Source organism: Pseudomonadota bacterium, assembly GCA_010028905.1.
In the GTDB taxonomy this organism is placed as follows: Bacteria; Vulcanimicrobiota; Xenobia; order RGZZ01; family RGZZ01; genus RGZZ01.
The window spans coordinates 1-2211 of the sequence record RGZZ01000667.1; the positions used below are offsets into that span (position 1 = coordinate 1).

At 64.6% G+C, this 2211-nt stretch carries 3 protein-coding genes; all 3 read right to left on the reverse strand.

All coding sequences use genetic code 11. From position 1 onward, the window contains the following. Positions 1-186 (reverse strand): hypothetical protein (locus EB084_24110; protein NDD31348.1); only part of this gene is annotated, 186 nt, incomplete at its 3' end. A 122-nt stretch (positions 187-308) separates the two neighbouring features. Next, positions 309-1952 carry a hypothetical protein gene (locus EB084_24115; GenBank protein ID NDD31349.1) on the reverse strand — a complete coding sequence of 548 codons (1644 nt, stop codon included), beginning with the start codon at positions 1950-1952 and terminating at the stop codon, positions 309-311. Between the two features lie 38 nt (positions 1953-1990). After that, entirely contained in the window at positions 1991-2176 is a 186-nt protein-coding gene (locus EB084_24120; GenBank protein ID NDD31350.1) for a hypothetical protein, read from the reverse strand. Positions 2177-2211: the final 35 nt, after the last annotated feature.

A 2211-nucleotide genomic window follows, 5' to 3' on the forward strand; every position in this document is an offset into this window, starting at 1 on the left:
GGCAAGGTACAGGCCGGCCACATAGACGCTGAAGCCGAACTTGCTTCGGAGCGCGATGCCGTTGAGGTTGAGGGTCTTGCCGCCCACGGAGGCGGTGTCAGGGAGGGTCACGTCGGCGAAGGTGCGGGCCCAGGCAGACTGGGTGAACACCAGGGCGACCATGAGCGCAAGAAGAATACGTTTCATGTCTTCTCTCCAGAAGTCAGGATTTTGTGGCGGCCTGCTTCTCGAAGCAAAGGGAAACTCCTGTTCAGGCCGGTGCCTGGATTCCATCGGAGATGCGGGTCAGCCGAATCCGTACGGAAACGTCACGTCGAAGCGCTTCTCGAACTCGAAGTGCGTTGCCGCGCCGGCGGTCTCGCCGCCGAGAAGGTGCAGGCAGCCATCGAGGTAGGCCTGCGCAAACTCAGGCGGCAGGGTGAGATCTTGATCGCCGGAGACGAGGTGAAAGTCGCCCGCGGTCGAGGACGGGGGGGGGCGTCGAACAGGCGCAGCGCCGCAAGATCCGGTTGCGGAATGGCGTCTGCGAGGCGTCGACAGGCCTCCATGTCGGTGAGTACGCGCAGCGCGTCAGACCAGTAGTTGCGGGCCTGCGCATCGGTCAGCACCTCCAGGAAGGGCGGCTTTGGTGGACGCTCGCGCTCCGAGATGAATCCGTGTATGCGAATGTCCGGATAGCAGTTGCTCAAGATACGCCAGCAGCAGTACGACAGCATGCCAAGCCCTTCGAAGGCCACGCCGCTGTACTGGCCGCTGTAGATCTCAAGGGCGACTTCCGACACGAGGTCTGCGAGGACGAGGAAGAACCCGGGCAAGACCTTGCCTTCGTCTCGAGGAAGAAGGTCGAAGCGCTGCGCCTCATACGCCGTGAAGAGGTGGCGTCGTTTCGCGTGGGCATGCGCGCGGCAGCGGTCCTTCAACCGCGCGGCGTCTTCTGCCCGACCGGCGAGAAAGCCGAATGCGCTGCCCAGTCGCACGAGTCGGAACGCAACCAGGCCGCTTTCTCGCATCGTTGTCAGAAACGTCTGGGCGGGCAGATTGGAGAAGCCCAGCTCACGGAACACGCCGCTGTCGTTTGTCAGCACGGTGCCGTAGAGCAGCCCCCCATCGCACAGTGACGCGGCGATGTCTGCGAACAGCTTCGAGAAGCGCGCGTCGAGGAGCCGGGTCTTGGCCAGCGCCGAGTTGTTGCGCAGCGCGATGAGCGCGTATCGCTTCGGTGCATAGCACCAGTGGAACATGTCTGCCACGGCGAGCACCGTGTACTGGTCGTGTGGATTCATCCGGCGATAGAACGAGGCGCCGAAGATGCGCAGGTCGGTTCCGATGGGGTGGCGCGCGCCGGCGCGCTCCATCGCGGAGGCGAGAAAGCCGTTTCCGCAACCGATGTCGAGAACCGCCTCGTGGGTGGTGTCGAGCGCATACGTGGTCATCAGGTCTGTCATGAAGGCGATGTTCGGTTCGGTGAGCGCATCGGGGCACCAGGAGCCGCGGTCGCTGTCGTCGTCATCGTCGAAGGAGGGAGGCCGCGCGTGTCCCACCCTGCCGTCGACGATCCGGTGTACGGCGCTCTTCCTCAGATGCAACAGCAGCTCGAAGTAGTTCGAGAACACGAGGCTCTCGTAGCTGGTCACCGTGATCAGGTACGGCGGGCGCACCGTCAGGGCGTCGCACATATCGGCCCAGGTGCGCAGCGGCGTGCTCACCCTGAGGAACTCCATCGATTCGATCTCGAGCACGCCGTCGCCGGTGACCAGCAGCACGCGCCCGTCATCGCTGTAGAGCGATCCTGCCACAAGGTCTGGGGGCGCCACCACGGAGACGGCGCGCGCGCCGTGCACGATGAAGCGGAATCCCAGGAAGAAGCACTGCAGGGGGGCGCTCGCGAGTGCGGAGAGACACGCGTGCGTGCTCTCGAAGGCCGAGGGAACGACCCCGTGCTGGCGCGACACGTCGTTGTGGTTCCTGAGCCCATGAACCAGGTCCGGGATCAAGACCGGCAAGCCACCACCACCGCGAAGCGGTTGCCGCGTCCGTCCACGAGCCCCGTCTCCTGTTCGTCCCAGTCGAGGGCGCCACCGTCGCAGGGCGATCGGAGGAACGTCAGCGCGGTGCTGATGCGCGCGCGGTCTTGGGCGTCATCGCTGTCTGTTGCGTCAGGGATGGGAAGGTTCATGGAAGCTCTCTATTCGTGCGGCTCGCTTGTACCCG